This is a genomic window from Microbacterium sp. PMB16, assembly GCF_051294855.1.
Taxonomy (GTDB): Bacteria; Actinomycetota; Actinomycetes; order Actinomycetales; family Microbacteriaceae; genus Microbacterium.
This window is the reverse complement of sequence record NZ_CP145908.1, coordinates 2,742,583-2,764,535: the sequence shown is the minus strand read 5'-3', so window position 1 is coordinate 2,764,535 and position 21,953 is coordinate 2,742,583. Positions and strand designations below refer to the sequence as shown.

The 21,953-nt window shown below is 69.1% G+C and carries 23 protein-coding genes and 1 pseudogene; 10 read left to right on the top strand and 14 right to left on the bottom strand.

Going from position 1 to position 21,953, the window contains the following annotated elements; genetic code table 11:
- Positions 1 to 3: 3 nt before the first annotated feature.
- On the bottom strand, positions 4 to 924 hold the full coding sequence (locus tag V5D55_RS13280; protein WP_435743740.1) for a DUF817 domain-containing protein: 921 nt from the start codon (positions 922 to 924) through the stop codon (positions 4 to 6).
- Between the two features lie 63 nt (positions 925 to 987).
- Entirely contained in the window at positions 988 to 1,857 is an 870-nt protein-coding gene (locus V5D55_RS13275; protein WP_435743738.1) for a PHP domain-containing protein, read from the bottom strand.
- An 81-nt stretch (positions 1,858 to 1,938) separates the two neighbouring features.
- On the opposite strand from V5D55_RS13275, the gene V5D55_RS13270 reads away from it, so the two are divergent.
- Entirely contained in the window at positions 1,939 to 2,961 is a 1,023-nt protein-coding gene (locus V5D55_RS13270; protein WP_435743736.1) for an endonuclease/exonuclease/phosphatase family protein, read from the top strand.
- A 37-nt stretch (positions 2,962 to 2,998) separates the two neighbouring features.
- The gene (locus tag V5D55_RS13265) at positions 2,999 to 4,441 is read left to right on the top strand and encodes an aminopeptidase P family protein (RefSeq protein WP_435743734.1); all 1,443 of its coding nucleotides are present in this window, start codon (positions 2,999 to 3,001) and stop codon (positions 4,439 to 4,441) included.
- Between the two features lie 127 nt (positions 4,442 to 4,568).
- Here V5D55_RS13265 and V5D55_RS13260 read toward each other — a convergent pair whose 3' ends face one another.
- The 4 genes and pseudogenes from V5D55_RS13260 to V5D55_RS13245 form a co-directional block, all read right to left on the bottom strand.
- The gene (locus tag V5D55_RS13260; RefSeq protein ID WP_435743732.1) at positions 4,569 to 4,955 is read right to left on the bottom strand and encodes a VOC family protein; all 387 of its coding nucleotides are present in this window, start codon (positions 4,953 to 4,955) and stop codon (positions 4,569 to 4,571) included.
- On the bottom strand, positions 4,952 to 5,689 hold the full coding sequence (locus V5D55_RS13255; RefSeq protein WP_435743730.1) for a metallophosphoesterase family protein: 738 nt from the start codon (positions 5,687 to 5,689) through the stop codon (positions 4,952 to 4,954). Before V5D55_RS13255 ends, V5D55_RS13260 begins: the two co-directional genes overlap by 4 nt.
- Positions 5,690 to 5,705: 16 nt before the next feature.
- Positions 5,706 to 6,355, bottom strand: a pseudogene (locus V5D55_RS13250) (alpha/beta hydrolase family protein).
- A 28-nt stretch (positions 6,356 to 6,383) separates the two neighbouring features.
- Complete coding sequence (locus V5D55_RS13245; RefSeq protein ID WP_435743728.1) at positions 6,384 to 7,112, bottom strand: general stress protein; 729 nt, start codon at positions 7,110 to 7,112, stop codon at positions 6,384 to 6,386.
- Positions 7,113 to 7,198: 86 nt separating this feature from the next.
- Here V5D55_RS13245 and V5D55_RS13240 point away from each other — a divergent pair, with 86 nt between their 5' ends.
- From V5D55_RS13240 to V5D55_RS13220, 5 genes are all read left to right on the top strand, one after another.
- A complete protein-coding gene (locus V5D55_RS13240) occupies positions 7,199 to 8,467 on the top strand; it encodes a magnesium transporter MgtE N-terminal domain-containing protein (protein WP_435743726.1) in 1,269 nt (422 codons plus the stop codon).
- On the top strand, positions 8,467 to 9,015 hold the full coding sequence (locus tag V5D55_RS13235) for a DUF1003 domain-containing protein (RefSeq protein WP_435743724.1): 549 nt from the start codon (positions 8,467 to 8,469) through the stop codon (positions 9,013 to 9,015). The genes V5D55_RS13240 and V5D55_RS13235 overlap by 1 nt, the downstream gene beginning before the upstream one ends.
- Positions 9,012 to 10,130, top strand: coding sequence for an Mrp/NBP35 family ATP-binding protein (locus tag V5D55_RS13230; protein ID WP_435743722.1), 1,119 nt, complete (start codon positions 9,012 to 9,014; stop codon positions 10,128 to 10,130). Before V5D55_RS13235 ends, V5D55_RS13230 begins: the two co-directional genes overlap by 4 nt.
- Before the next feature lie 37 nt (positions 10,131 to 10,167).
- Positions 10,168 to 10,662: a YcxB family protein gene (locus V5D55_RS13225; protein ID WP_435743720.1), complete on the top strand. Its 495-nt coding sequence runs from the start codon at positions 10,168 to 10,170 to the stop codon at positions 10,660 to 10,662.
- A gap of 106 nt (positions 10,663 to 10,768) precedes the next feature.
- Positions 10,769 to 11,767: an IS481 family transposase gene (locus V5D55_RS13220; RefSeq protein WP_435743127.1), complete on the top strand. Its 999-nt coding sequence runs from the start codon at positions 10,769 to 10,771 to the stop codon at positions 11,765 to 11,767.
- On the opposite strand, the gene V5D55_RS13215 is transcribed toward V5D55_RS13220, so the two are convergent.
- Both V5D55_RS13215 and V5D55_RS13210 read right to left on the bottom strand, forming a co-directional pair.
- A complete protein-coding gene (locus V5D55_RS13215) occupies positions 11,764 to 12,306 on the bottom strand; it encodes a hypothetical protein (RefSeq protein ID WP_435743718.1) in 543 nt (180 codons plus the stop codon). The two genes, V5D55_RS13220 and V5D55_RS13215, sit on opposite strands and share 4 nt — an antisense overlap.
- 80 nt (positions 12,307 to 12,386) lie before the next feature.
- A complete protein-coding gene (locus V5D55_RS13210) occupies positions 12,387 to 12,758 on the bottom strand; it encodes a Sec-independent protein translocase TatB (RefSeq protein WP_435743716.1) in 372 nt (123 codons plus the stop codon).
- A 90-nt stretch (positions 12,759 to 12,848) separates the two neighbouring features.
- Between V5D55_RS13210 and V5D55_RS13205 the strand changes: the two genes are divergently transcribed.
- Positions 12,849 to 13,487 (top strand): O-methyltransferase, encoded by a 639-nt coding sequence (locus tag V5D55_RS13205; protein ID WP_435743714.1) that lies wholly within the window; start codon positions 12,849 to 12,851, stop codon positions 13,485 to 13,487.
- Positions 13,488 to 13,589: 102 nt separating this feature from the next.
- Here the strand turns inward: V5D55_RS13205 and V5D55_RS13200 are convergent, their stop codons facing one another.
- From V5D55_RS13200 to dapE, 3 genes are all read right to left on the bottom strand, one after another.
- On the bottom strand, positions 13,590 to 13,763 hold the full coding sequence (locus V5D55_RS13200; protein WP_017203323.1) for a DUF3117 domain-containing protein: 174 nt from the start codon (positions 13,761 to 13,763) through the stop codon (positions 13,590 to 13,592).
- 94 nt (positions 13,764 to 13,857) lie between these two features.
- On the bottom strand, positions 13,858 to 15,075 hold the full coding sequence (locus V5D55_RS13195; RefSeq protein WP_435743712.1) for a hypothetical protein: 1,218 nt from the start codon (positions 15,073 to 15,075) through the stop codon (positions 13,858 to 13,860).
- Positions 15,057 to 16,130, bottom strand: coding sequence for a succinyl-diaminopimelate desuccinylase (gene dapE, locus V5D55_RS13190; protein WP_435743710.1), 1,074 nt, complete (start codon positions 16,128 to 16,130; stop codon positions 15,057 to 15,059). The genes V5D55_RS13195 and dapE overlap by 19 nt, the downstream gene beginning before the upstream one ends.
- A gap of 65 nt (positions 16,131 to 16,195) precedes the next feature.
- On the opposite strand from dapE, the gene dapD reads away from it, so the two are divergent.
- Together dapD and V5D55_RS13180 are read left to right on the top strand one after the other, a co-directional pair.
- Positions 16,196 to 17,149, top strand: coding sequence for a 2,3,4,5-tetrahydropyridine-2,6-dicarboxylate N-succinyltransferase (gene dapD, locus V5D55_RS13185; RefSeq protein ID WP_435743708.1), 954 nt, complete (start codon positions 16,196 to 16,198; stop codon positions 17,147 to 17,149).
- Positions 17,150 to 17,390: 241 nt separating this feature from the next.
- On the top strand, positions 17,391 to 18,764 hold the full coding sequence (locus V5D55_RS13180; protein ID WP_435743706.1) for a DEAD/DEAH box helicase: 1,374 nt from the start codon (positions 17,391 to 17,393) through the stop codon (positions 18,762 to 18,764).
- 106 nt (positions 18,765 to 18,870) lie between these two features.
- Here the strand turns inward: V5D55_RS13180 and V5D55_RS13175 are convergent, their stop codons facing one another.
- The 3 genes from V5D55_RS13175 to dapC all read right to left on the bottom strand — a co-directional run bounded on the left by V5D55_RS13175 (position 18,871) and on the right by dapC (position 21,948).
- Positions 18,871 to 19,341 (bottom strand): SRPBCC family protein, encoded by a 471-nt coding sequence (locus V5D55_RS13175; protein WP_435743704.1) that lies wholly within the window; start codon positions 19,339 to 19,341, stop codon positions 18,871 to 18,873.
- 11 nt (positions 19,342 to 19,352) lie between these two features.
- Complete coding sequence (locus tag V5D55_RS13170; protein WP_435743702.1) at positions 19,353 to 20,642, bottom strand: citrate synthase; 1,290 nt, start codon at positions 20,640 to 20,642, stop codon at positions 19,353 to 19,355.
- 193 nt (positions 20,643 to 20,835) lie between these two features.
- Complete coding sequence (gene dapC / locus V5D55_RS13165) at positions 20,836 to 21,948, bottom strand: succinyldiaminopimelate transaminase (protein ID WP_435743700.1); 1,113 nt, start codon at positions 21,946 to 21,948, stop codon at positions 20,836 to 20,838.
- Between the last annotated feature and the right edge of the window lie 5 nt (positions 21,949 to 21,953).

Sequence of the window (21,953 nt, the reverse complement as noted above, 5' to 3'; positions counted from 1 at the left end):
CGACTAGTCCAGAGGGGCGGATGCTGCGCGCGCGGCATCCGCCCCTCTGCTGTCATCAGACGTCGGCCGCCGCACTGCTGCCGGAACCTGCGGCGGGTATACCCAGGCGACCAGCACCACCGAGATCACCATCAGCAGGAACCACGACGTCAGCTTGCTCAGCGACACCGGCTGCCACGCCTCGATCTGGTCCGGATACGCCCAGGCGCCGGACCAGGTGCCGATGTTCTCGGCGATGTAGATGAAGACGGCGACGCCGGCGAACGCCAACAGCAGCGGGAGGCGGATCGTGCGCCGCCAGACCCGAGCGTGCATGACCGTCGGCAGCCACAGCACCACGACACCGGCGAGCAGCACCCAGCGCGCATCCCACCACCAGTGGTGCGTGAAGAAGTTCAGGTATATCGCGGCGGCGAGGATCGCCGTCATCCATCGCCGCGGGTATCGCGCGAAGCCGAGGTCGAACATCCGGTAGACGCGCACCATGTACGAGCCGACCGCCGCGTACATGAAGCCGCTGAACAGCGGAACGGCGCCGATTCGCAGGATGCCGTCTGCGGCATACGCCCAGGATCCGGCGTCCGTCTTGAACAGCTCCATGACCGTGCCGGTGAGGTGGAAGAGCACGATCACCCACAGCTCTCGACCGCTCTCGAGCCGGAAGACGAGCATCGCCAGCTGGATCAGCACAGCGGCGATGGTGAGCGCATCGTTGCGGGCGAGTGCCGCGTCGTCGGGATACCAGAGCTGGGCCGCGACGATCACCACCAGCAGCGCCGCGCCGAAGATGCACGCCCACGCCTGTTTGAGGACGAAGACCGCGAACTCGATGAGGCCCGCGCGGATGCCGTTCGCCGGCGCGCCGAGGAGTACACGGTGGGCGAACGCATCGACGCGGCGCTCCAGGGAAGTCGCTCGCTGCATGCCGTCGACCGTATCCGCACGATTCGACAGGCTGCCGGGAGTCTCCCGCCAGTTCGCCGAGGATCAGGGGCGCCGTGGAGCCGTGCCGGTCGACCCGTCTATGATCCGGGCCACCATCTCGTCTGCCGTGGTGTTCTCGCCCGGACGGTTCGGCTTCCCCGTGCCGTGATAGTCGCTCGAGCCGGTGACGATGAGATCATGCGAGGCCGCGATCGCCCGCAGCGTGCGTTTGCCTCGTTCGGTGTTCTCCCGATGGTCGATCTCGAATCCGCCGAGTCCGGCGGCGATCAACCGCTCGATGTAGGGCACCGGCATCATCATGTCGCGGCCGGTCACCGGATGGGCGATGATCGCCACTCCCCCGGCATCCGTGATCAGCTGCACCGCCGTCAGCGGGTCCGGCGCGTAGTGCGGTTCGTAATAGCCTTCGCGGGGATGCAGGATGCCCTCGAACGCCTCGGTACGGTCCCGCACGATCCCGCGGGCCACCAGCGCATCGGCGATGTGCGGACGCCCCACCGTCGCGTCGAGCATGGTCTGCGCGAGCACGTCGTCCCAGTGCAGGTCGTAGTCGCGGCCGATGTTGCGGACGATCCGCTCCGCACGGCCGATGCGATCGCCGCGGATCCGGTCGGTCTCGGCCCGCAGCGCAGCGTCTTCCGGATCGAAGAGATAGCCGAGCACGTGGACGCTGCGCCACTCATGCTTGGCGGAGAGCTCCATCCCGGGGAGGAAGGTCATCCCGAGTGCGACGGCGGCGTCGCCGGCCTCGGTCCATCCGGTGGAGCGGTCGTGATCGGTCAGCGCCAGCGTGCGCACGCCGCTCGCATGGGCCTGTCGGACCACCTCGGCAGGGCTCTCCGTGCCATCCGAATGGTTGGAGTGCAGGTGCAGGTCGGCGGGACCTGCGAACCCGTGAGACGGAATGGACATCCTCCGAGCGTACCGATCTGAGCCTGTCGAAGGGCGCAGCACGGCAGGGACTTCACAGGCGGCGCTTCTAGGCTGGAGGGGATGCTTCGACTACTGGGGATTCTCTTCACCGTGCTGCTCGCGATCGCCGCGGCGATCACGGTGTGGCCGCAGTTCTTCCACCTCGAGCAGACCTATCCGTTCGCGCAGCTCGTGTCGGTCCGCGGGCTGGTCCTCGGCGGTTTCCTGGCCCTCGCGGTCCTCGCTCTCCTGCTGCTGTTCGCCCGCCCGCTGCGCGGCTTCGCAGCATCCGTCCTCATCGTCTCCCTGCTCGGCGCCGGAGCGATCGGCGTCGTGGGCGCGACCCGCGGGTTCGGCGCATCCGCCCTCCCGGCAAAGACCGAGGACAGCGTGCGCGTGCTGACGTGGAACACCGCGGGCGAGGCGGTGTCCGCCGAGCAGATCGCGCAGCAGATCCTCGATCAGGGGGCCGACATCGTCGCACTCCCCGAGACCACCGAGGCCGTCGGCGAGCGCATCGCGATCATGCTGCGCGAGCAGGGGCACCCGATGTGGGTGCACCACGTGCAGTTCCGGCCCGATGTCCCCGACGGCCCGCAGTCCTGGCAGACGACGGTGCTCGTCGCACCCGATCTCGGCGAGTACTCGGTCATCGAGTCGTCGAAGGACGGCACGAGCAACACCGGCTCCGTGCCGAGCGCCGTGCTGATGCCGATCGACGGCTCCGGCCCCACAATCGTCGCCGTGCACGCGGTGGCCCCTCGAATGGAGGAAATGGAGCAGTGGCGGAGCGACCTCCAGTGGGTCGCCGACCAGTGCCCGGAAGGCGACTTCATCCTCGCCGGTGACTTCAACGCGACCATCGACCACATGGCTCCGCTCGGCGTCGACGGCGGCGATATCGGATACTGCCGCGACGTGGCGTCGCGCACGGGCAGCGGCCTCGCCGGCACCTGGCCCAGTTCGCTCCCCCCGCTGGCCGGTGCACCGATCGACCACGTCATGGCGTCTCCGAACTGGAAGCCGTCGGGTTCGGTCGTGCTCGACGACGCGGGCGGCAGCGACCACCGCGCCCTGGTCGTGCAGCTCGAGCCCGCCGGCTGATCTCCCGCTCCTGTCGCACAGATGACAGACTGGAGGGATGAGCACCGGAGAGCGCGACACGATCGCAGAAGCCGCCGTAGAGATCCCCGCTGAGGCGACGACCGAGACGGTCGAGAACAGCACGACGAACCGCAAGCAGCCCTTCCCGCAGGGCTTCCTCGACACCATCTCGACGGGATGGGCCGAGCGGCCGGAGACGCTCCCCGCGCCCCGGGCGCAGGCGAGCTTCGCAGCGACCCGTCGGGCGGCAGTCTCGGCGGCGTTCCCCGGCAAGCGCCTGGTCCTCCCGGCCGGCTCCCTCAAGCAGCGCAGCAACGACACCGACTACGTGTTCCGCGCGCACTCCGCTTTCGCGCATCTCACCGGGTGGGCATCGGACGCCGAGCCCGACTCGGTGCTCGTCTTCGATCCGACGGATGCCGGACACGACGTCACCCTGTACTTCCGCGAGCGCGCCGACCGCACCACCACCGAGTTCTACGCCGATGCGACCGTCGGCGAGTTCTGGATCGGCCCGCGGCCATCGCTCGACGGTGTCGCCGCCGACCTGGGTATCGCGACCGACCACCTGCACGAGTACCTGCCTGCCGACGGCGAACTCGTGCTCGACGACGACGAGGACCTCACGCGCTTCGTCTCGGAGCTGCGCCTGATCAAGGACGAGTTCGAGATCGCCGAGATGCGACACGCGGTCGAGATCACTGCGAAGGGCTTCGACGACATCATCCGCGAGCTGCCGCAGGCGATCGCCCACGCCCGCGGCGAGCGCGTCGTCGAGGGCGTCTTCCACCGCCGCGCCCGCGAAGACGGCAACGGCGAAGGCTATGACACGATCGCGGCATCCGGTCCGCACGCGTGCTACCTGCACTGGACCCGCAACGACGGCGGAGTGGTGCCGGGCGACCTGATCCTGGTCGACGCCGGAGTGGAAGCCGACAGCCTCTACACGGCCGACATCACCCGTACGCTGCCGGTGTCCGGCACGTTCACCGACGTGCAGCGCCGGGTGTACGAGACCGTGCGTGAGGCAGCGGATGCCGCGCTCGCCGCCGCTCGCGTCGGTGTCCGGTTCCGCGACGTGCACGCGGCCGCGATGACGGTGATCGCCCAGCGCACGGCCGAGTGGGGCCTGCTGCCGGTCACGGCCGAAGAGGCACTCGACGCGGACGCGGGTGGCCAGCACCGCCGCTACATGGTGCACGGCACCTCCCACCACCTCGGCATCGACGTGCACGACTGCGCCCAGGCCCGCCGCGAGATGTACTACGACGGCATCCTCGCCCCGGGCATGGTGTTCACGATCGAGCCCGGCCTGTACTTCCAGATCGACGACCTGACGGTGCCGGCGGAACTGCGCGGAATCGGCGTGCGCATCGAGGACGACATCCTGATGACCGAAGACGGTCCGGTGAATCTGTCGGCCCACATCCCTCGCACGGCCGATGAGGTCGAGGCCTGGATCGCGCGGCTGCAAGGCTGACGCGACCAGATGCACGAGGGCGAGCTGCCGCTCACAGCTTGCGCGCCATGGTGGATCAGAAACGCTGCTGACTCACGCCTCGCCGGAGCATTTCTGATCCACCATCGCTACCCGAAAAGGCCACGGTTCACTCCGCGACGATCTCGACCTTGAATCCCTCGGAATTCTCCAGCCAGGCGGCGTAATGGTCGGGGCCGCCGGCGTGAGGATAGCGATCCGCATAGAGCGGCTGCCAGCCGTGTTCCGAAGCCACGGCGACGACGGCGTCGACGTCTGCCCGCGTGCCGCCCCAGAGCGCGAGGTGATTCATTCCGGGGCGACGCCGGTCGTGCGCGGTGGCGGAGAGATTGGGCGACGTCGTCAGAGTGATGTACGCCCCACCGGCGTCCCAGGTTCGACCACCCGGCCACTCCGCCGCGCACTTCAGGCCGACGGTAGTGAACAACCAGGCCCACGAGGCCGAAGTCCCTTCGAGCTCATCGACCCAGATCTCGACGTGATGGAGACCCCTCACCCCTGCCTCCCGCGGAACACAGCGGTGCGGAGCTCGACCGCCCAGACGTCACGTGCCGGCATCCCGAGCGCTTCGGCGACGGCGATCTCGGCCTCGATGTCGTACGGAACACGGATGAACTGCACTCCGAACGGGTCGGAGGCGTAAGCGCCGCCCTCCAGGATCACGTACGACGGCGTGGGCTCGTCGAGCGGATTGCCGACGCTGCCGACGTTGAACAGGGTGCGCCCGTCTTCGGACTCGATGTAGGCGTCGTGGATGTCGGCGTAGCCGACGACGTCGGGCACCGGCCCCTCACCCGTCATCTCGGTGTTCTCGAACATGCCCGCGAACTGCTCGGGAGTGTGGTGGAAGTGCACCCGCACATGCGGGCTCTCGGCCGAGGCGTGGAACAGCCGGATGCGCCTCCCGCTCAGCTCGAGGTCGAGGCTCAGGGGCAGCTCCGACAGCCATTCCCTGCTCGCGGACGACAGCTCGTCCCGCCACCAGATCATCTCCGGCGGACCGTCGTCGGGGATGCCGGGAAGGAAGTCGTCCCAGTTGCCGCGGACGCTGACCTCACACACCTCGCGACAGCGGATGACCGCCTCGTCGCCGCGCGGCCCTTTGCCCGCGGTGTCACCCAGATTGATGATCCGCTGGATGCCGCGCGCCGCGATGTCGTCGAGCACGGCTTCCAGGGCTGTCAGGTTGCCGTGGATGTCGGAGATCAGAGCGATGCGTTCGAGACTCACCCGGCCATCCTCGCACTCAGCGCCGGACGAACTCCGCCACGATCGGAGCGAGCGCGGCCCCGATATCGGATGCCGGGCGCTTGCGGCCCTTCACCTCGAAAGTGTGTCCGCCGCCGTCGATCCACACGACCTCGGCGTCCTGGCACGTCGCGACGGCTTCCTCGAACTGGGAGATCGGCTGGATGAACGGATCGTTCGTCCCCTCGACGAACAGTTGCGGCACCCCGATCGCCGGGAGGTGCTCGATCCGCGGCTTCTCGGGCTTGCCCGGCGCATGGAGCGGGTAGCCGAGGTACGCGAGCCCGTCGACGACGAGGCCGTCTGCGACCGCCATCGATGCCATTCGTCCGCCGTACGACTTGCCGGTCGCCCAGACCGTCGCGTCGGGGTCGGTCTCACGCGCGAACGCGACGACCGCGCGCCACGTCGCGATCGCGTGCGCCGCCGGCCCGGCATCCGTCTTCCCTGCTCGACGTAGGGGAAGTTGAATCGCAGCGTGGAGAAGCCGAATGCGGCGAGCGCGTCGGCGAAGCCGGTCAGGAAGGGATGGTCCTTTCCTGTACCGGCGCCGTGCGCGATGATCACCGTCGCACCGTTGCTCCCCGCGACCCAGTCCGCCGAGATCGCCGCGGGGCCGGTCGGCAGCTCGACGGCGATGTCGACCATCAGCGCACCGTGGACGGGCGTGAGCTCATCAGACGCCGGCCTGCGGCGTCGCCGGGCCGGCGGCGGGACCATCCGGCTGCGGCGCAGGATCAGCCGGGCGGGGCGGGACGACGGGCTCCGAAGCGGGCTCCGGGGCGGGCGCAGGCGCCGAGGCGGGCTCCGGGGCAGGCGCTGGGTCAGGGGTCGGCGCGGGAGCAGGCTGTGTCTCGGGTGCGGGTGCGGCGCCCGGCGTGACCCGCTCGCCGTATCGCGGGGGCTCGTCGAGGTTCACCGGCGGCCGGACCGGTGCCACGGTGCCGGCGCCGAGGACGCCCCGCGCCTTGGACAGCGACGCTGCCAGCACCGTGACCTCGTAGTGGTCTGCGGCGAACTGGGTGACGCTGGCGAAGTCCCGCCGACGACGCACGATCGCGTACGACACGAGACTCAGCAGCATTCCCAGTGCCACGCCGATGAAGACGAAGCCGACGAAGAGCTGGATCGGCACCTCGGGGTTGCCGAGCACGAGGATCGCCGACAGGAAGAGGCCGATCAGCACGCCGTTGATCGCGCCGGACCGCGCGGCGGCCGCGTAGCCCAGCTTCCCGGTCACCCGCTCGACCGTGCGGACGCTCTGGCCGACGATGGCGATGTCCCGCGCGGGCACCTCCCCCGCGATCAGCTTCGACACCGTCTTCTGCGCGCTCTCGTAGTCGCGCGTCGATGCGACGATCTCGCCGGTGTCGGTACCGTTCAAGGGACGGTTCAGCATGCTCATCCGGCTATTCTTCCACGCCCTGCAGTGTCGGGACTGGGCGCGCAACCCACAGGCTGTCCCCTGGGCCCGCGCACTACGCTGGGGACGTGAGCACACAACGGGTATTCGCCGCGCGCCTGGCCGGGTGCGCCGTCTTCGACCCCGTCGGCGATCGGCTCGGCAAAGTCCGAGATGTCGTCATCGTGTACCGAAGTACCGCTGCTCCGCGCGTGATCGGCCTGGTCGTCGAGATCCCCGGTCGTCGCCAGGTGTTCCTCTCCATCGGACGGGTCACCTCGATCCGCGCCGGGCAGGTCATCAGCACCGGGCTCATCAACGTACGCAGGTTCTCACCGCGCGCCGGAGAGGTGCGTGTGCTGGCCGAGATGCTCGGACGACGGATGACGTTCGCCGACGGCAGCGGCACCGCGGTCATCGAGGACGTCGCGATCGAGCCGAACCGGCTCGGCGAGTGGGCGGTCAGCCAGCTCTTCCTGCGTCGGCCGAAGACGAGCGCCTCGCCGTTCGCCAAGGGGCCGACCACTTTCGCCGCCTGGAGCGAGGTCGTCGAGAAGACCGCCCCCGGCGAGTCCCAGTCCGCCGAGCAGCTGGTCGCCTCGTATGCCGAGCTGCACGCGGCCGACCTCGCGAACACTCTCCTCGATCTGCCGCAGAAGCGCATGATCGAGGTGGCGGAGGAACTGTCCGACGATCGTCTCGCCGACGCGCTCGAGGAGATGCCTGAAGACGACCAGGTGCACATCCTCGATTGGCTGGGCGACGAGCGCGCCGCGGACATCCTCGACCAGATGGAGCCCGACGACGCGGCCGACCTGCTCGCGCAGCTGCCGCCGAAGCGCCTCGAGCAGTTGCTCGAGCTGATGGAGCCGGAGGAAGCGGAAGACGTCAGGATGCTGCTGCGTTACGGCGCCGACACCGCCGGCGGCCTGATGACGCCCGAGCCGATCATCCTCTCGGCCGACGCCACAGTCGCAGAGGCACTCGCGCTGATCCGCCGCCACGAGCTGCACCCTGCGTTGGCATCCGCCGTCTTCGTGACTCTGCCGCCGTTCGAGACCCCGACCGGTCGCCTGCTCGGCATGGTGCACTTCCAGCGGATGCTGCGCTACCCGCCCCACGAGCGACTCGGCGGGATCATGGACGACAGTCTCGACCCGGTGCCGGTGAACGCCTCCGCCGCCGAGGTCGCGCGACTGCTGGCGAGCTACGACCTCGTCTCGCTCCCGGTCGTCGACGCCGCGCGCCGCCTGGTCGGGGCGGTGAGCATCGACGACGTGCTCGACTATCTCCTGCCCGACGACTGGCGCTCGCACGACAGCGAAGACGCCGCGCCGACCACCGAGGAGGTGCGCTGATGGCCCGCAACGCGCCCCGCCTCGACGCGCCGCTCGGCCGCGGCACCACCCGCCAGCGCCCGACCTCGCGCGACCGCTTCGGCCGTTTCACCGAGTGGGTCGCCCGCGCGATGGGCACCCCCGCGTTCCTGCTGATGCTCACGCTGTTCTGCGTGGCCTGGATCCTCTGGAACACGCTGACCCCCGACAACCTGCGGTTCGACGACGCAGCCCTCGGTTTCACAGCGCTCACCCTGATGCTCTCGCTGCAGGCCTCGTATGCCGCGCCGCTGATCCTGCTCGCGCAGAACCGGCAGGACGACCGTGACCGCGTGCAGATCGAGCAGGACCGGCAGCGTGCGGAACGCAACCTGGCTGACACCGAGTACCTCGCCCGGGAGATCGTGGCCCTGCGGATGGCGCTCGAGGAGCGCAACACGCAGCTCGTGACGCGCGACGTGCTGCGACATGAGCTGAAGACGCTGCTCGCAGAACTCGACTCCGCCGACGACAAGCACGCCGACGAGAAACGCACGGAGAACGAGTCCGCGGGCGGCACCGCGTCATGACGACTGCCGAGAGTGTCCGTACCGCGGTCGCCGCTGTCACGGATCCCGAGCTGCGCCGTCCGATCGGCGACCTCGACATGGTGCGCGAGGTCGAGGTCGACGGCGACCGTGCGACCGTCGGGATCGTCCTCACGATCGTCGGCTGCCCGGCCGCGGCGCGCATCGAGTCCGACGTGCGGCAGGCCGCGGCATCCGTTCCCGGCATCGCGGAAGTGGACCTCACGATCGGCGTCATGACGCCGGCCGAGCGCAAGGCGCTGACCGAGAAGCTCCGCGATGGCCAGGCGCGGCAGATGCCGTTCGGACCCGACTCGCTCACCCGCGTCATCCTCGTCTCCAGCGGCAAGGGCGGCGTCGGCAAGTCGACGGTCACCGCGAACCTGGCCGTCGCCCTTGCCGATCTGGGACTCGCCGTCGGGCTCGTCGACGCCGATGTGCACGGATTCTCGATCCCCGGTCTGCTCGGCATCCCGGCCGGGACGCAGCCGACGCGCATCGACGACCTCATGCTGCCGCCGGTCGCGCACGGTGTGAAGACGATCTCCATCGGGATGTTCCTCCGTGATGGCGAAGCCGTGGTCGCCTGGCGCGGACCGATGCTGCATCGCACGGTCTCGCAGTTCCTCACCGACGTCTTCTTCGGAGACCTCGATGTGCTCCTCATCGACATGCCGCCCGGCACCGGCGACATCGCGATCTCGATCGGGCAGCTGCTCCCCCACGCGGAGGTGCTCGTCGTGACGACGCCGCAGACCGCGGCATCCGATGTCGCGATCCGCAGCGGCCTGGTCGCCCGTCAGACCGGGCAGCGGGTGATCGGGGTCGTCGAGAACATGGCGGCGTTCACCCTCCCCGACGGCACGGTCGTCGATCTGTTCGGAACCGGCGGGGGCGCAGCGGTGGCAGCCGCGCTCTCCGAATCGGGCGACCCGGCGCCCCTGCTGGCATCGATCCCGCTCAGCCCGGCACTGCGCGAGGGCGGAGACGCGGGAGTCCCGGTGGTCACCGGAGACACGGCGGATGCTGCCGCCGTCATGATCCGCGACCTCGCGAAGACTCTCGCGCGCCAGGGGCGCGGGCTCTCCGGGCGCTCCCTGCCGATGTCCATCGGCTGAACCGCCACGGCAGAACGCCCCGTGGGAGAATGGGATGATGCCCCCTCGCTCCCTCACGGTCGATCAGAGCCTGCTGCGTCGGATGGCGCGCGATGCGGCGATCTACTCGCTGACCCGCCCGGTCGCCATCGTCATGTGGGTCCTGCTCGCGGCCGCGCTGGTCGTCAGCATCCTCAATCTGACCGGCCGCGTCGTCTCCGAGCAGGAGGAGAACGGCTTCGCCGCCTGGATGCCGCCGCTCGTCATCGCTCTCGCGGTCGCCGCCGTCGTGATGACGGTGTCGAGCGCCCGGCACGCGGTGCGTGTCGCGATGCCGCCCGAGTCGGTGGTGTGGGTGCTGTTGGAAGACGAGGTGCTGCAGGTGGGCAGCGGTGATCGACGCTCGACGATCGCGTACCGCACGTTCCAGGGGATCAGGGTGGGGACGGATGCCGTGCTGCTGAAGCTGCGCGACGCATCGGTCGTGACGGCCGTCCCCCGCGCGCTGCTGAGCGACGAAGACATCGCGAACCTGCGGTCGAAGATCGCCTAGATGTAGTGCCCAGGGACGTTGTTTGATCTGGATGCCCTGATGTGACGAGAACCTCCAAGGCAGAGTGGAGCTGCTACCGCTTCCGCTCTGAACCGAGGAGGTTCTCGTGTCCCACGCTAATGCGGCCTTGACGCCGCGCCAACGACTCCGGCTGGCTCGGCAGGTCGTCGACGAGGGATGGCCGGTGGCGGGAGCTGCGAGGTACTTCCGGGTGTCGTATCCGACCGCGGCGAAATGGGCGAGGCGTTACGTCGAGCTTGGCGAGGCGGGGATGGCAGACCGGTCAAGCAGACCGCACCGGCATCCGAACAAGACCCCGCAGCCTGTCGTGAAGCGGATCGTGCATTTGCGGATCAAGAAGCGCTTGGGGCCGGTCCAGATCGCCGGACGGCTGGGGATGCAGGCCTCGACGGTCCACGCGGTGCTGGTCCGCTGCCGCCTGAATCGTCTCTCGCATGTCGATGTGAAGACCGGCGAGCCGGCTCGCCGCTACGAACACGACCGTCCCGGTTCCCTGATCCATGTCGATGTGAAGAAGCTGGGCAACATCCCGCTCGGCGGAGGCTGGCGGTTCGTTGGTCGGCAGCAAGGCGGCAAGAACCGAGCCGCGACCGATCAGCACCGCCGCAGGGGTAAACAGCGCGACCCGCTGCTCGGTCACGCCTACATCCACACCGTCATCGATGATCACTCCCGGGTCGCCTACGCGGAGATCCACGACGATGAGAAGGCCGAGACCGCGATCGGTGTCCTGCGTCGTGCAGCCTCTTGGTTCGCCGATCGCGGCGTCACCGTTGAGCGGGTGCTCTCTGACAACGGCCCTGCCTACAAGTCCCACGCCTGGCGAGCGGCATGCGCTGAGCTCAGTATTCGACACAAGCGAACCCGCCCCTACCGGCCGCAGACCAACGGCAAGATCGAAAGGTTCCATCGCACCCTCGCCGATGGCTGGGCCTACTCGAAGCACTACAACTCGGAATCAGCGCGCCGAGCCGCCCTGCCAGCCTGGTTGCACTTCTACAATCACCACAGGCCCCACACAGCCATCGGGAAGCTCCCGCCCATCAGCCGGATCTCAAACAACCTGACTGGGCACTACACCTAGATCGCCGGTGGCGCACTCCGGCGGGCGGACCGCCGAGCGGACGCGGTTCGCACCAGCACGATGATCGTCACCCCGACGGCGAACGGCGGAAGAAAGACCGCGCCGAACGCGAGCATGGTGCCGACGGCATAGTCGGCCCCGCCGCCACGTCCGAGGCCGATGCTGCCGCCCCCGAACGAGTCGCCGGCGACCAGGAACGCCCCGTCATAGGTGTCGAGCGAATCCTCGCAACGGATGCGGTGGTCCCCCGTCGTCGCCGCCGTGACCTGCGACATCTGCGCGAATCCGCGCTTCGGCGTCATCCACCAGAGAGTGTCGTCCCAGTCGAGCGCGGGGGCTCCGCGCTGTGCGACGCGGCTGTCATCCGGAGCTGTCACCGTGCACTCCGTCGTTCCCAGGCTCGCGGAGATGCCCTGTGACCACACGCCCACCCGCTCCCCCGCCTCGAGTTCGACGGTGAAGGTCGCCCCCAGTGGACGGGAGTCGGCGGCGTCGACGGATGCCGCGATCGGCAGCACCCAGAGTGTCCAGATCAGCACCGCCCCCAGGCCGCCGAGAATCGCGGCCGCCGCAGCGGTTCGGATTCGTACGACTGAGCGAGCGCTCTGGCGCCCTCGGATCACGTGGATTCGAGGTCGTACGGCGGCCGGTTCTCGGCGCTGAACTCCTGGCGCGAGCGAGGAGCGACCGGCTCCATGATCGTCGCCTGGGCCTTCGTCGCCGTGGCGGGCTGCGGTTCCTCCATCAGCGCGTCGCGGATGATCCGGCGCGGGTCGTACTGCCGTGGGTCGAGCTTGCGCCAATCGACGTCGTCGAGATCGGGTCCGATCTCGTCCCGCATCTTGGACTTGGTGTCGCGGATGTACTCGCCGGCCTTGCGAACCATGCGGGAGAAGCCCTCCGCGGCCTTCGGCAGACGCTCGGGACCGATGATGAGCACAGCGATGAGGCCGATAAGCAGCATCTTCTCGAAAGTGAGCCCGAACGTCATGTCTACAGGCTACCGCCGCGCCTGCGGTCACTGCGCGCAAGAAGCCCATACGCTGGAGGGAATCACAGCGCAGGCAGAGAAAGGCAGGCCATGAGCGAGCACGAAGCGAACGCACGTTTCCTTCGCGAGTCCATCGTCGAGCCGGATGCCATCGCACGCGCACGCGCGCACGCCGTCGAGCTGGGCGCCGCTCCGATCAGCGCCGTCGTCGGTTCGCAGATCGCCGTGCTCGCGGCCGCGACCGCCGCACGCTCGATCGTCGAGATCGGCACGGGCGCCGGCGTCTCCGGCCTCTGGCTGCTGCGCGGTGCACCTCAGGCTGTGCTGACCTCGATCGACAACGAGCCCGAGCATCTCGCCGCCGCACGCCAGGCCTTCTCCGATGCGAAGGTGCCGTCGACCAAGGCACGCTTCATCACCGGGCGGGCGTCAGACGTCCTTCCCCGCATGAACGAGGCCTCCTACGACATCGTCCTGGTCGACGCCGACCCGGAGAACGTCATCGCCTACGTCGAGCACGGGCTGCGGCTCGCGCGCAATGGCGGCATCGTGCTGGTGCCCCGCGTGCTCGCCGGCGGACGCGCCGCCGACCCGGTGCAGCGCGATGAGATCACGGCGGCCTACCGCTCGCTCGTGCAGGAGACGCAGGAGTCGTCCGCCGTCCTCGCGACGGTGTCCCCGGCAGGCGAGGGCCTGTTGCAGCTCGTCAGCCTCGCCGAGCGCGACTGACGTGCACAGCCGCACAGGCGGCTGACCCCGAACAAAGAAGAGGGCGACGGATCCGAAGATCCGTCGCCCTCTCGGTTCCGCAGACGCGGAACCGGGTCAAAATCAGGCCGGTGCCACGACGGCAGCCAGCACGTCGTGAAGTTCCTTGGCCTCGGCGTCGTTCACAGACACGACCAGACGGCCGCCGCCTTCGAGCGGAACGCGCACGATGATGAGTCGCCCTTCTTTTACGGCCTCCATGGGTCCGTCTCCGGTCCTCGGCTTCATCGCTGCCATCGTGGCTCCTTTTCCTCGGTGGTATGGAATGAGTTTATCGGTTGTTACCGGGACCTGGACGTCACCTGTAAAGAAATGCACCGATCATTAACATTCACGGCACCTGCCAGAAGGTGTTCCCGAGGGCGTACATCGGGTAGATCCAGAGCCATTGGCCCACCAGGCAGAGCACCAGGATGCCGATCCGCCATCGCCGCGAGCGCGGGACGGCGACAGCGCCCCACAGCGGGCTGAGCGGAAGCAGCAGCCGGAAGGTGCTGGACTGCGGGAAGAACACCGCGAGCAGGTAGAGCAGATAGCTCGCGCTCCACAGCCGCAGATCGGTCCCGATCGCTCGCACCTGCGGTGAGAACAGCAGCACGGCGCCCGCCCCGGCGACGAGCAGCGCGAGCACCACGGGCCCCGCCCACGACATCAAGCCCCACTGAGCGAACCAGAACTGCGATGCCTGCACCCAGCCCTCGAACGGGACGAAGCCCTCGACACCGCCGGCGATCCAGTGCCGTCGCCACGCGAGCTCTGTGGCGAGATAGGCACCGGGGTCTCCGGTGACGATCCCGGCGATGACCTGCCAGGCGAAGCCGGTCGCGGTCGCCAGCGCACCGAGCGCGACGATGTGCGCGATCTCGCGTCCGGCGAGTGGCTCGTCTCTGCGGCGGAACCATCTGACCAGTCCGTGCAGGCCGAGAAAGAGCGCGAACGCCAGGATGCCCGGGCGCGTGAACGCCATCACCGGGATCAGGAGGTAGAGCCAGGCGTATCGCCGCCGGACAGTCGCATCGAGTGCCAGGAACAGCAGCAAGAGGAAGAGCGTCTCGGCGTATCCGACCTGGAACATCGCGGCGAGGGGCCCTGCAGCGAAGAACACCACCGCCCAGAGCGCCGCCGAGGCGCCGATGCGCTCCCTCAGCAGCCGATGCAGCGCCAGGCAGGCCAGGTACCCGGCCACGAAGGACAGCACGAGAGCACCGCCGCCCCACGATCCGACCACGAAGCCGATCGTCTTGGCCGCGTAGGCGAACACCGGCATGAACGCCCAGGGGTTCTCGGCGACCTGCCCGGAATCGGTCAGCGGCAGCTCAGACGGGTAGCCGCTCTCCGCCACCAGCCAGTACCACTGAGCGTCCCACCCCAGCACGAAGTCGACCAGACCGGCATCCGCGCCGAACCGGGAGAACGCTGTCGACAGCGATGCGGCGACGAGGAAGAAGGCGGTGGTGATCAGCCGCGCCACGAGATAGATGACGGCGATACGCAGGGCCACCGGCATCCGCGCCCAACCCCGGGCGATGCTCAGTGCGAGGTGAGCCACGCGCGCAGGCCCCGCTCCACGGCATCGATCTGCGCGAGTGGCACGCGCTCCTCATCGTGGTGGGCGAGGTGCGGATCGCCCGGACCGTAGTTGACGGCGGGGATGCCGAGTGCCGAGAAGCGCGCCACATCGGTCCAGCCGTACTTCGGCCGTGGCTCTGCGCCGACCGCGGCGACGAACTGCTGCGCGATCGGGGCGTCGAGGCCGGGACGCGCGCCCTCCGCCGCGTCGGTGATCTCGACGTCGAATCCGGCCAGGACGCCGCGGACGTGCGCTTCCGCGTCAGCGGCGGACTTGCTGGGCGCGAAGCGGTAGTTCACCTCGACCTCGCAGGCGTCGGGGATCACGTTGCCTGCGACGCCACCGGCGATGCGCACGGCGCTCAGGCTCTCGCGGTACAGGAGACCGTCGACCGCGACCTCCTTTGCGCGGTACTCGGCGAGGCGGGACAGGATGGGCGCGGCGCGGTGGATCGCGTTCTCACCGATCCACGCACGAGCGCTGTGAGCACGAACGCCCGAGGTGCGCACGATTGCACGCAGCGTTCCGTTGCATCCGCCCTCGACCTCGCCGTTTGAGGGTTCGCCGAGGATGGCGAAGTCCGCCTCGAACAGGTCGGGACGCACCGCCGCCAGGAGGCCGAGACCGTTCTTGGACGCCTCGATCTCCTCGTTGTCGTACCACATCCAGGTGATGTCGACCACGGGATCGGCGAGTTCGGCCGCGAGCTTCAACTGCACCGCGGTGCCCGCCTTCATGTCCACCGTTCCGCGCCCCCACAGGTATGGCACGCCGTCGATCTCGATGTCGCGGGTCGGCACGTTGTCGTTGATGGGGACCGTGTCGATATGACCGGCGATCGCGACCCGCTGCGCGCGACCCAGGTTCGTACGCGCGACGATCGTGTTGCCGTGCCGGATGACCTCGAGGTGGGCGGAGGGAGTGATCGCCGCCTCGATCGCGTCGGCGAGGGTCTTCTCGTCTCCGGAGACGCTCGGGATGTCGCAGATCGCGCGGGTGAGGTCGACGGAGGACGCAGTGAGATCGAGCACCATTCCTCCAGCCTACTTACACCGTCATGCGTGAAGTCGTCGGTCGGCGGGCGCGCTAGCGTGGAGGTATGAGTGACGCGCGCACGGTATGGGGCATCGGACTGACCACGACCGCCGGAGACGGCACCGTTCTCGACGCCTGGTACCCCGAAGTCGGCACCGGGTCGCCCTCCGCCGGCGATGCCGCCGCCGCGGTCGCCACGTGGGAACCGCTCACCGGCCCCGACGAGCGTCGCAACGTCACCATCGAGGTCGTGCAGCTCCAGATCGACCTCGACGAGCCGCCGGCGTCCACCGCCGACGCTTATCTGCGCCTGCACGCGCTCTCACACCTCGCGGTGCGTCCGAACGAGCTGAACCTCGACGGCATCTTCGGCCACCTGCCGAACGTGGCGTGGACCAACGCCGGCCCGGTGCACCCGGACGACGCGGCCCGCCTGCGCCCGATGCTGCAGCGCGCCGGCATCCAGGTGCAGGGTCTCGACAAGTTCCCGCGGCTGACCGACTACGTGCAGCCGGCCGGTGTGCGGATCGCCGATGCCTCGCGCGTGCGCCTCGGAGCGTACCTCTCCCCCGGCACGACCGTGATGCACGAGGGCTTCGTGAACTTCAACGCCGGAACGCTGGGCGCCTCCATGGTCGAAGGTCGCATCTCGCAGGGTGTCGTGGTCGGCGACGGCAGCGACATCGGCGGCGGGTCCTCGATCATGGGGACGCTGTCGGGCGGTGGGGCGCACCGCGTCTCGATCGGAGCACGGACCCTGCTGGGCGCGAACGCCGGTATCGGCATCTCGCTGGGAGACGACTGCGTGGTCGAAGCGGGGCTCTACGTCACCGCCGGCACGAAGATCGTGCTCGTCGACGGCCCCGTGACCGCCGACGGCGGCAGGAAGACCGTCAAGGGAGCGGAACTCTCCGGGCAGAACGGGCTGCTCTTCCGCCGCAACTCGCTCAGCGGCGCCGTCGAGGCTGTGCGTCGTGCCGGGGTCGGCGTGACCCTCAACGAAGCACTGCACGCCTGACTCCGCGACCGGATGCGGCGCGGCGCGCGGGGCGCGGCGGGCCGGTTCACAGGCAGTGCGTGATAGTGTCGGCGTGACGCTCCTCGCGATGCGAGGCGTCTGCGTCGTCGACACGCTCCCGCGCCACTAGCCTGGTTCTGGCCATTTCGAACGGCGAAACGATGCGCGATCCCGCGCCGTCGCCCACCTTCCCGCACCCGGCCCTGATGGTTCGTGCGTGCAATCTCGGAGAAATACCCCTATGACTTCTTTCCTCGATCTCGGCGTGCCCGCCGACCTCGCTGCCATCCTCGCGAAGGACGGCAAGACCGAGGCGTTCGCGATTCAGCGCGACACGCTTCCCGACTCCCTCGCCGGTCGTGACCTCCTCGGCCGCGGCCGCACCGGCAGTGGCAAGACGATCGCCTTCGCGCTTCCCCTGGTCGCGCGCATCGCCGCTTCGTCCCGCAGCAGCCGTGCCGGTCACCCCCGCGGCCTGGTGCTCGCTCCGACCCGCGAGCTCGCCACCCAGATCGCCGCGACCATCGCGCCGCTCGCCGCAGCCAAGGGCCTGCGCGTCACCACCGTCTTCGGCGGCGTCAGCCAGCGTCCGCAGGAGCAGGCGATGCGCAGCGGCGTCGACATCGTCGTGGCCTGCCCCGGCCGGCTCGAAGACCTCATGAAGCAGCGGGTCGTCCAGCTCGACGCCGTCGAGGTCACCGTGCTCGACGAGGCCGACCACATGGCCGACCTCGGGTTCCTGCCCGGCGTCACCCGCATCCTCACCGCGACTCCGGCCGGCGGACAGCGCCTGCTGTTCAGCGCCACGCTGGACCGCGGCATCGACACCCTCGCCCGCCGCTTCCTCTCCAACGCGGTCAGCCACGAGGTCGACGAAGAGAGCGTGCCCGTGGGCGAGATGACCCACCGCGTGCTCGTCGTCGACTCGACGGACGACAAGACCGCTCTGGTGCGCGACCTCGCGTCCGGGACCGGTCGCCGCATCCTCTTCACGCGCACGAAGCACCAGGCGAAGAAGCTCGCCAAGCAGCTCACCGCGGCGGGCATCCCCGCTGTCGACCTGCACGGCAACCTCTCGCAGAATGCTCGCGAACGCAACCTCAGCGCCTTCTCCGCTGCTCCCGACGACGGTGGCGTGCGTGTGCTCGTCGCGACCGACGTCGCAGCCCGTGGCGTGCACGTCGACAACGTCGACCTGGTCGTCCACGTCGACCCGCCCGTCGAGCACAAGGCGTACCTGCACCGTTCCGGCCGCACCGCGCGCGCCGGCGCCGCGGGTACCGTCGTGACGGTCGTGCTCCCCGAGCAGCGCCGTGACGTCAAGGACCTCCTCCGCAAGGCCGCCATCAGCGCGCCGCTCGAGAACGCGACGCAGGACGCCATCACCGGTCTCGTGCCCGAGCGTGCAGCTCACGTGCGCCCGGCGCCCGTCCAGGCGCAGCAGCCGCAGCGTTCGGCCAAGCAGCGTCCGGCCGGCGGAGAGCGCGCCGGCGCCTCCACTCCCCCGGCTCGCCGTCGTCGTCCCCGTTCGGGACAGGGCGGACAGGGCGGTGCGGCCCGTCAGGGCGGCGCCGCACGCCAGGGTCAGGGCGGCCGCGGCTACCAGGGCCGCTGAATCTCGGGGGCGCCGGTGTGAAGCCGGCGCCCTGACACCGTGAACGGTCGTCGTGCATTCGTGCCGGCGGCCGTTTCGCGTTTCCGCCGCGCGCACCCTGCCGTCGTCAGGACCGAACGGCCGCCACGACGACGGGATCCGAGCACCCGCGAACGAACCCGGCCAGCCGACGGCGGATCTCGAAGCCGAGCACGCGCTTGCCGATCCACTCGGCCACCGGCGCCAGCCAGGCCGGTCGGCACGAGAAGTTGTACTTCCACACCGCGAGCGTGCCTTCGGGCACAGCGGTGAACCGCCAGCCACCACCGAGCTTCTCGAAGAACCACGGTCCGCTCTCCATCACCATGCCCACGTTCGTCGGCGGCGCGTAGGATACGTAGCTGCTCACCATGCTGAAGCCGAAGCGCTGGCGCGTGAAGGTGCGCACGCCCTTGGCCGCGGCATCCGCGTCATCGAGGAAGTGCTGCTCGCTGATGAACGGATCCCAGCGCCGGCGGATGGCTCCCGTCGTCTGCGAGACGGCGAATGCCGTCGCAGGGTTGACCGGGACGATGACCTCGGCGCTGACGACGGGCATCGTGTCAGGCCTCAGCGGGTCTGGAAGGTGCGCTCCGGTGACCCCGTGTACAGCTGCTGGGGGCGGCCGATCTTCGTCTGCGGGTCGAGCTGCAGTTCGCGCCACTGCGCCAGCCAGCCGGGCAGGCGGCCGATCGCGAACAGCACGGTGAACATCCGCGTCGGGAAGCCCATCGCCTTGTAGATGACGCCGGTGTAGAAGTCGACGTTCGGGTACAGGCGACGCTCACGGAAGTAGTCGTCGGCCAGCGCCAGCTCCTCGAGCTCCTTCGCGAGGTCGAGCAGCGGGTCGGTGACGCCGAGCGAGGACAGCACCTCGTCAGCGGCATCCTTGACGAGCTTGGCGCGCGGGTCGTAGTTCTTGTAGACCCGGTGCCCGAAGCCCATCAGCTTCACGCCCTCTTCCTTGTTCTTCACCCGATCGACGAAGCGCGAGACGCTCTGACCGGAGTCGCGGATCTGCCCGAGCATCGTGAGCACGGCCTCGTTCGCACCGCCGTGAAGCGGGCCGGAGAGGGCCTGGATGCCGGCGGAGATCGACGCGAACTGGTTCGCCCCGGTGGAACCGACCAGGCGCACCGTCGACGTGGACGCGTTCTGCTCGTGGTCTTCGTGAAGGATGAGCAGCAACTCGAGCGCCTTCGACATGACCGGGTTGACCTGGTACTCCTCGCTGTGCACCCCGAAGTTGAGCTTGAGGAAGTTGTCGACGAAGCTCAGCGAGTTGTCCGGGTAGAGGAAGGCCTGGCCGACGCTCTTCTTGTGCGCGTACGCCGCGATGACCGGGAGCTTGGCGAGCATGCGCACCATGTTCAGCTCGACGTGCTCGGGGTTGTGCGGGTCGGTCTGGCCCTCGTAATAGGTCGAGAGGGCGGCGACGGCCGAGGAGAGCACCGACATCGGGTGCGCCGTGTGCGGCAGCGCCGAGAAGAAGCGCTTGAGGTCTTCGTGCAGCAGCGTGTGACGACGGATCTTCTCGTCGAACTCGGCGAGCTCCGACGCCGACGGGAGTTCGCCGTAGATCAGGAGCCAGGCGACCTCGAGGTAGCTCGTGGTGCCGGCGAGCTGCTCGATCGGATAGCCCCGATAGCGCAGGATGCCCTTGTCGCCGTCGATGAACGTGATGTCGGACTTGGTGGACGCGGTGTTCACGAAGCCGTAGTCCAAGCCCGTGTACCCGGTCTGGCGGGTCAGGGTCGAGAAGTCGATGCTGTCGTGGCCGGCCGTGCCGCGCACCAGCGGGAACTCGGCGGTCGTGTCGCCGATCGTCAGCTTCGCCGTCTGGTCTGCCGCTGCGCTCACGCGGGCCTCCTCGTGGTGTCTGGCCGTCCGCGCGTGGCGTCGGTGTAGACAAAGATCTAGGTCATGCCGGAAGTGGCGATCTCACGGCGCCGAAGCGCCAGGTCGGGTTACGACCGAATCGCCTTTACAGCCTAGTAGTCACACCGGCCTACTGTGACAACCACCAAACAGAGCGCCTCACTGAAGAGGGAAGCTACAGTTTTCCTCCATGCAGGCGACGTGCGGCCTCGGCGATCCGGTCGGTCGGCGCTGTCAGGGCCAGGCGGATGTGCTGGCCGGAATCGGCGCCGTAGAACGGTCCGGGGCCGGCGAGGATGCCGAGATCAGCCAGACGGCCCATCGAGTCCCAGGCATCCCGGCCCTCCGTCGCCCAGAGGTACAGCCCCGCCTCGGATCCGTCGATCCGGAAGCCGGCCGCCTCCAGCGCGGGGCGCAGGGTGTCACGGCGTGCGCGGTACAGCTCCTTCTGCGCCGCGACGTGCTCGTCGTCGCCCAGCGCCACAGCCATCGCTTGCTGCACGGGTGCCGGCGGCATCAGGCCGAGGTGCTTGCGTGCGGTGAGCAGATCGCCCACGATGCGGGCGCAGCCCGCGACGAACGCGGCCCGATACCCGGCGAGGTTCGACTGCTTGCTCAGGGAGTACACGCTGAGCAGGTTCGCTCGACTGCCCCCGGTCACCCGCGGGTCGAGCACCGAGGGAATCGACTCGGTCGCCCAGGGGCCGTCCCAGCCGAGCTCCGCATAGCACTCGTCGCTCGCCAGCACCGCGCCGAGTTCGCGCGCGCGCTGCACTGCGGCGGCCAGCTCGGTCACGGTCCAGGTGCGACCGTCCGGATTGCCGGGTGTGTTGATCCAGATGAGCTTCGTGCCCTGCGGCCAGTCGGCGGGGTCATCCGCGGCGACCGGCTCGGCACCGACGACGCGCGCACCGACCTCGTACGTCGGATAGGCGACTCGCGGGTGCACCACGATGTCGCCGACGCCGAGTCCGAGCAGCGTCGGCAGCAGCGCGACGAGCTCCTTCGAGCCGATCGTGGGCAGCACGTTGTCGACGGTCAGGTCGGCGACGCCACGACGGCGCGCGTACCAGGCCACGATCGCCTCACGAAGCGACGGGGTGCCGACGGTCTGCGGGTACGCGTGCGCGTCGGTGGCCTCCGCCAGCGCGCGACGGATGATCTCCGGGGTCGGATCGACCGGCGAGCCGACCGAGAGATCCACGAGTCCGTGCGGATGCTGTGCGGCACGGTCCCGGAACGGGACGACGGCGTCCCACGGGTAGTCGGCGAGGTCGCGGACGCTCACAGACG